At 61.1% G+C, this 6,767-nt stretch carries 5 protein-coding genes and 1 pseudogene; 2 read left to right on the top strand and 4 right to left on the bottom strand.

What is annotated here, in order from left to right:
- Positions 1-228: 228 nt before the first annotated feature.
- The 4 genes and pseudogenes from NKH42_RS30755 to NKH42_RS30740 all read right to left on the bottom strand — a co-directional run.
- Complete coding sequence (locus tag NKH42_RS30755) at positions 229-1,482, bottom strand: ABC transporter substrate-binding protein (RefSeq protein ID WP_352746971.1); 1,254 nt, start codon at positions 1,480-1,482, stop codon at positions 229-231.
- 68 nt (positions 1,483-1,550) lie between these two features.
- A complete protein-coding gene (locus tag NKH42_RS30750) occupies positions 1,551-2,606 on the bottom strand; it encodes a LacI family DNA-binding transcriptional regulator (RefSeq protein ID WP_352751677.1) in 1,056 nt (351 codons plus the stop codon).
- A 230-nt stretch (positions 2,607-2,836) separates the two neighbouring features.
- Positions 2,837-4,234: a DUF6600 domain-containing protein gene (locus NKH42_RS30745; RefSeq protein WP_352751679.1), complete on the bottom strand. Its 1,398-nt coding sequence runs from the start codon at positions 4,232-4,234 to the stop codon at positions 2,837-2,839.
- Positions 4,235-4,433: 199 nt separating this feature from the next.
- Positions 4,434-4,640: pseudogene (locus tag NKH42_RS30740) on the bottom strand (LacI family DNA-binding transcriptional regulator); the annotation flags it as partial.
- A gap of 593 nt (positions 4,641-5,233) precedes the next feature.
- On the opposite strand from NKH42_RS30740, the gene NKH42_RS30735 reads away from it, so the two are divergent.
- Positions 5,234-5,437 (top strand): hypothetical protein, encoded by a 204-nt coding sequence (locus NKH42_RS30735; RefSeq protein ID WP_352481301.1) that lies wholly within the window; start codon positions 5,234-5,236, stop codon positions 5,435-5,437.
- A 158-nt stretch (positions 5,438-5,595) separates the two neighbouring features.
- Positions 5,596-6,336: a hypothetical protein gene (locus NKH42_RS30730; protein WP_352481302.1), complete on the top strand. Its 741-nt coding sequence runs from the start codon at positions 5,596-5,598 to the stop codon at positions 6,334-6,336.
- The last annotated feature ends 431 nt before the right edge of the window (positions 6,337-6,767 follow it).

The following is a 6,767-nucleotide window of genomic DNA, read 5'->3' as shown; positions in this document are numbered from 1 at the left end:
TCGACCTCAATGTAAGCCAACGATAGGATGGCAAACTGTTCGCGATGTCCTCGCACAGCTGTTCGCGATGTCCCCGGTCCAAACACCCTCAAGGGGGAGGTTAAGGGGCTGCGGGGGTGGGGTCCTCTGCGAAGTGCGCCGACGTTTCTTTCTGTCGAGCACTGCCGCAACGACCCCACCCGGACCTGCGGTCCGACCTCCCCTCGAGGGGGAGGTGGGCGCCGGCGCTTACTTCTGCGGCGCCGAATCGATGATCGATTGCATGGTCTCCTGCGCATTGGCGATGGCGCCGTCGACGTCTTCGCCGAAGAAGACCTCGTTCATCATCTGGTTCCACGGACCGTTGGCCGAGTTGATCAGGTCGTTGAACACCACCGAATAGGGCGTGCGGCCCTTGGCCATCGCTTCGGCGGCAACCTTGTAGCGCGGGTCGAGGTCCTTCAGCGCCTCATTGGCAATGTCGCCGCGCACCGGCAGGCTGCCGTATTTCGCCAGGATGGTCTGGCCTTCGAGCGAATAGGCGAAATCGAGAAACTCCTTCACCACCGCGACCTTGGTGGTGCCCTTGGTGACGACGAAATTGTCGCCGCCGGCAAACGACGACCAGCCGCCGTCCTTGCCCGGCAGGAAGGTGATGCCGTAGTCGATATCGGGATATTGCGTGTTGAGCGCGCCGATGGCGAAGGCGCCGGACGGCGAGATGCCGATATTGCCGGTGGCGAAGGCGGCAAAGAAGTTGGAGCCGGTGTCGGTCTGCGCGCCTGAAGGCACCAGGTCCTTCTTGACCATCGAACGGTAAAGGTCGATGGCGCCGCGCATCTGCGGCGTGTCCAGCGTCGCCTTGGAGCCGTCCTCGGTCAGGATGTCGCCGCCCGAGGCCCAGATCAGCGGCGTGAAGGTGAAGATGTTGCAGCCGCCGCAATTGCCGGAGAAGTAGAAGCCCTTGATGTCGCCGCCGAGCGCGTTGACCTTTTCGGCGTCGGCTTCGATCTCGGCCCAGTTGGTCGGGCCCTTTTCCGGGTCGAGGCCGGCCTGCTTGAACAGCTTCTTGTTCCAGATCAGCACCGAACTATCGGCCGAGAACGGCAGCCCGTAAATGCGGCCCTTATAGGTGCCGGTCTTGACATGCGCCGGCGACAGGCTGGCGAAATAGGGCAGCGATTTCGCCCAGTCGGTGATGTCTTCGAGCTGGCCGGCGGCGGCGAAGGACGGCGTGTAGATCAGGTCGAGCGACAGCGCATCGGGCGCCGTGCCGCCGGCGGCGGCGGCACCGTATTTCGGGATGATTTCGGCGTTGGGGATGATGTCGAGCTTGATCTGGTTCTGATGCCCCTTGTTGAAGGCGTCGACGATGCGCGGCATGAAGTTCGAGCCGTCGGCGCGCACCCAGATGTTGGCGGTGTCGGCGGCGGCCGGACCGACTGTCGCCAGCGTGCCCAAAATGCTCGCCGCGATGGCGAGCCCGGTAATGGTGGTTCTCATGCTTCTCCTCCACATGGTTTAACTCGACCGCGCCCCAGCGCTTTGCAATCGACACGGCCCGTTTCGTTTCAGCCGTCCGGCGGACGGCCGCATGACTGACGCACCACCAGCCGGCACGGCAGTTTTCTGATGCCCGGCACAGCGGGTTCGCCGCCGACGAGCGAAAGCAGGGCAAGGCCGGCCTCGCGGCCAAGTGCTGCGAGATTCATGTCGACTGAGGTCAGCGGCGGGCGGGTCGCCTCGGCGACGATCTGCCAATTGTCGAAGCCGATGACGCCGACCTCGTCCGGCACGCCGATACCGCGCTCGCGCAAGGCGTCGATGACGCCGCGCGCGATCTGGTCGTTGCCGCAAAACACCGCGTCCGGTTTTTCGCGCGTGCCGTCAAACCCCTCGCCGTCGAACAGCGTCTTGACCGCCTCATGCCCCCAGGCCTCCGACCAGTGGCCAAGCAGCGGCTCAATGACCGGCAGGCCGTTCTCGGCCAGCACCGCGCGATAGGCCTGCGCGCGGGCGTGCACCACGGCAAAGCTCGCCGGGCCGCTGACATGGGCGATGCGCCGCCGCCCGAGCCGGCAAAAGTGCTCGACCGCCAGCCGCGCCCCGCCGGCATCGTCGGACACGAAAGCGATGGCGTTTGGATCGGGCTCGGTAAAGGCATAGATCGCCGGAATGCCGAGATTGGCGAGGTCGACCGGCAGGTGGCGGTCGATGCGCTTGCCGGTGGCGATGATGCCGTCGACGCGCTTGTCGAGCATGGCATCGACATGCAGCTGGGCAAGTCGCGGGTCGTCCTCGACATTGCACAAAAACACCGAGACGCCGGCATCGACCAGCGCATCGGAAACGCCGGCCATCAGCGGCAGCGAAAAGCGGCCATAGGTATCGTTGGTCAAAAGCCCGACGGTAAAGGAGCGCCGCCTGAGCAGGCTCTGCGCCAGGCTGTTCGGGCGAAAGCCGAGCCGCTGCGCCGTCTCGCGAATCCGGGTCCGCGTCTCGGCCGTCATCCGCCCCTGCCCGTTCAGTGCCTTTGAGGCCGTGGCAACGCTGACGCCGGCAAGGGCTGCCACCTCACGCAAGGTGACGGGCTGCTTGGCGGGCGTTGGCTGCGCATCGGACGCCATGATTTGGATATGATCCTCCCGGGTGAGAAAAGCTTTTCTCTTACCGGCCTGCGAGGTGCTGATTGGTGAAGTCAGCGGATGCCGGCAGAGTTGGGAAAAGGTTTTCTCAAAGGGAAGATTAGGGGAAGGATGCAAGGATGGCAAGAGGGGATGGCATGGTTGAATGTCTCCCCTAGTCCACGACGGGCACCGCGATCGAATAATCGCGGTGCCGCAGTCTACCCGTATGGCTAGCAGCTCTCAGTCTGCGGATCGCACGCCTTGTTTTCCTTTTTCTGCGGCTTGGGCTTGGCCGCCTGCTCGGGCTCGGCCTGCTGCTGCTCTGCGGCGGGCTGCTTCTTGGTCTTCTGCTTCTCAGGCTTGGCCGCCTGCTCGGGCTCAGCCTGCTGCTCGGCGGAGGGCTGCTTCTTGGTCTTCGGCTTCTCAGGCTTGGCCGTCTGTTCCGGCTCGGCCTGTTGCTGCTCGGCGGCTGGCTGCTTCTTGGTCTTCTGCTTCTCAGGCTTGGCCGCCTGTTCCGGCTCGGCCTGTTGCTGCTCGGCGGCTGGCTGCTTCCTGGTCTTCTGCTTCTCAGGCTTGGCCGCCTGTTCCGGCTCGCCCTGCTGCTGCTCGGCGGCCGGCTGCTTCTTGGTCTTCTGCTTCTCAGGCTTGGCTGCCTGCTCGGGCTCAGCCTGCTGCTCGGCGGCCGGCTGCTCCCCGACCTTCGGCTTCTCAGGCTTGGCGGTTTCTTCGGGCTTGGCCTGCTCGGTCGTTGCAGCGCCTTCGGTCGGCTTCGATTTCCGGCCAGCCTGAACCTGCTTCACCTCCTCGATGTCTTTGAGCTTAGCTGGTTTGGCCTTAGGGTCGGCTTTCACCTCGCCCTCAAAGACAGCGACCGTATCTTTTTCCAGTTTGCCGGACTGCTCGGGCGCGTCGGTCTTGCTGACCTTGACGGCAGTCACCTTCTGGTTCGTCTCCTTTTCGATCACATCGACATCAATGACTTTGTTGATCACGACGTTGTTCTGGATCGTCACGTCGCCGGCCGGCTCGGCCGCCTCCACGATGCGCACAAATTCCGGCTCATCACGGATGACGACGGTAGAAACGTCCGCGGCAAGGAATTCGCGGGTGGGGACCACAACCCAGTAATAATCCGGCGTCGTGTCGAAGGTCACCTCGATTGAAATCAAATCCGGATCGCGGCGCGGCGGCAGCGGAGCCCAAATCATGTGCTCCCTGTCACGACGCCAACTCACCCATGCTGGCGCCCAGCGAGTGCCCGGAACCCAATACCAGCCGATATCGTCGGCATAGCCCCACCGGCCGTAATGGTACGTCGCCCAGCCGAATGGCTCGTCGGACACCCAGAGCCAGCCGTACTGCTCGGTATAGACCCAATGTCCAACGGTATACGGACGCCAATCGTCAGGCACATCAACCGGCACGAAAACGGTCGCTCCGTGATACGAGACCCAATCGCCATAGGAAGACAGGTCTTCGTAGAATGTGCTGATCGAAACGGTGGTAGCAGCCCTTGCCTCGGACAAAAGCGACAACGGCATGATCGGGTTGGGAATCTCGACGACGGTAAGCAGACAGGCGGCGCCGAGCATCAGTCGCACCGCATGGTGGGCGAGGACGCGTTTCATCGTAATCTTCCTCCGAAACAGATCGCCCTTCATCCTACAAACCCGCCGGCTGCCGGATTGTTCCATTTTGCTGACGTTACTCGCATCCCCCTCCGCAACGGCTTGGCATCGCACGACGATATTTGGGATCAGAGTTGCTTCACGAGGGCGGTGACCGTCACAATCCGCGCCGAAGGCGCGGCGGTCGTTGGTCAGCGGGCCCGACGGTAAAGGAGCCGCCGCAACAGGCTCTGCGCCAGGCTGTTCGGGCGAAAGCCGAGCCGCTGCGCCGTCTCGCGAATACGGGTCCGCGTCTCGGCCGTCATCCGCCCCTGCCCGTTCAGCGTTTTAGACGCCGTGGCGACGCTGACACCATGGCCGCCACCTCGCGAAGGGTGACGGGCTGCTTGGCGGGCGTGATTTGGATATCGGTCTTCCCATTTGGGGCTGCGGGATGCTGAGCGTGAGGTCAGTGGGTGCGGGGCGAGTTGGTAAAGGTTTTCTCAGGGGAAGATTAGGTGACGAATGGGGGATCGCAAGTGGGTAGCGACCGGGCGACGCGGTTGTTCGTCAATCCCCCTTGCGCCACTGCCGACGCTCTGCGACGCTTTGTGGACGTCTCAATCTGGCCGGAAGCGGACTGGCTGCTTCTGGTATAATGATGTCAGACGCGCCGTTCCACTATCTTCCCAGAACCTGAAGCTAAAAATTCCTTGAGCATGTTCGTTAGTGTGAAAATCGTATTTTACACTGACTGGCACATTCGACACATGTGATCTAACACTGACGAGAGAGCGCACCCTTCACACGGGGGGGGGTTGCAGGTTCAATCCTGCATCGCCCACCATCCAATACTTTAAAAACGTCGGATGAATCGGCCTCTACGAAAATCAATGAATTTTGGTACTGGCGCGTAAGGGCTTTTCAGCCTCGTCGCCAACCTAAAGATTCTTGAAAACCTAACATTGACGCCGGTTAAAGCGTGTATCTTATAGGAGCCTCACAACTTTGGAGGCTTCAATGACATCCCTCGCAAACACGATCGAATTCATCGCCGGGCGCCGCGCCGGTTTATCAGACTGTGAAATCGCGGAAGCGATCTACGGTGAGCGCACCCAGCAGCTCGTCAACGGTGAATGCAGGTATTTGGAGCGGGCTGGCAAGCTGGAGCGCCGCCCACGGGCTGACGGTATCATCGGCAACTACCTGCCGTCTCAGTCATAGACCTCGGCTCCAAGCGCAGAATCTTGGCCGGAAGAACTCGACGCTCCCAGGTTCGCCACTGCTGCACCTACTTTGGGCGAGTGGCTGTGGGGGCGCGAAGCGCGGGTGCGAATAAACAGGCCTTCCTGTAGGGTCACGTTTTGTGCCGTGAGGAAGCAATGCCAGAAGAATGGGTCGACCCAGACATCCTCGCCATGAAGCTTGATGACGGCGAAAAATCAGGGCTCCAGATCTACCGCAACTACACCCGAGCGTTCGAGAAGAGCGCAATCGACAAGTTTGTCCAGCAACTCGATTTGGAGGAGCTTGACCTTGGCGATCTGAGCACCGTCATTGAGAAAGTTGCATCCGAAGATGCCCGCTACGTGCCTGTCATCGTCTGCGCTTTCGCGGACGACGTCCTGAAAGGCGCCTTCAAAGCTGCACTCCCCGATGGAATCCCTGGCGGCAAGGCCGCCATGCTTAGCGGCTATGGTCCGCTATCCGATTTCGCTAAGCGCATTCAGCTCGCATACGCGTTTGACGTGTTGTCTGCCGATCTCATGACGAATCTGGATCACGTCCGCTCAGTGCGCAACAAGCTCTCACACAGCTGGGACATCAACGACGTTAAGGACTTCTTTGAAAAAGGCCGTCTTGCCGACATGTACCCAGTCGAAAAGCTACTGCTGGACCATGAGCAGTTCCCGGACGTTGCAGGTCCGTTCGAGCCGATAGCATCGTTTCGCATCAGAATGGCGTGGGTGCTCGCACGTTTGGTTTACGAAGCTGCTGCCTATGGTCGTGCCAAGGCGTTGCGCTTGAAGCCCAGCGAAGCGCTTTATAGAAGGCCTCCCTCAAAGTGGCTTAGGCTAGTTTCTAAAATTGCACTCGATGCGACGTTGAGACTTGTGGCCTAGCGACCATCAGTATGTGGTCGGCTATGCAACCTCACCTTGGTACTCTCGCCGCTCATCCTGACGTGCCAAGGTCATCAGTCTACCGCGTATTGAGTTCGACTTCCGGCCCATTATCTTGGCGATCTGAGTATGTGTCTTTCCTTGGCCCTCAAGCTCAAGGAGCACGCGATCATCCTCCGGGCCTCGAACTGGGAGCCGTTCCGCACATAGGTGTAGTTGGATGGAGTTCTGGGCCTCCAATTCCTCGGCGGGACACCTCCCTTTTCAATGCCAAGCTTCAACAGGTTGAAGCCGCGCGCCGCCCAGCACCTCATCAATGCAGAGCGCCTCCCGTCTTGTTGTCCGGGGTGACGTTGCCCCCAGTTTCTATCCAGTTTTGAGTTCGTTTCCGGCGTGGGTTGTGCCCTGCTGGGCGGGTGAAGCGACGGGCG

It is taken from the genome of Mesorhizobium sp. M1142 (assembly GCF_040318565.1).
GTDB lineage: Bacteria > Pseudomonadota > Alphaproteobacteria > Rhizobiales > Rhizobiaceae > Mesorhizobium.
Note: the sequence above shows the minus strand (reverse complement) of the source record. Positions and strands in the feature narration are given on the sequence as shown.

Excerpts from the sequence above, each read along its gene's own strand:
- NKH42_RS30730 (WP_352481302.1), top strand. The coding sequence starts at position 5,596 with ATGCCAGAAGAATGGGTCGACCCAGACATCCTCGCCATGAAGCTTGAT.
- NKH42_RS30750 (WP_352751677.1), bottom strand. The coding sequence starts at position 2,606 with ATGGCGTCCGATGCGCAGCCAACGCCCGCCAAGCAGCCCGTCACCTTG.
- NKH42_RS30755 (WP_352746971.1), bottom strand. The coding sequence starts at position 1,482 with ATGAGAACCACCATTACCGGGCTCGCCATCGCGGCGAGCATTTTGGGC.
- NKH42_RS30735 (WP_352481301.1), top strand. The coding sequence starts at position 5,234 with ATGACATCCCTCGCAAACACGATCGAATTCATCGCCGGGCGCCGCGCC.
- NKH42_RS30745 (WP_352751679.1), bottom strand. The coding sequence starts at position 4,234 with ATGAAACGCGTCCTCGCCCACCATGCGGTGCGACTGATGCTCGGCGCC.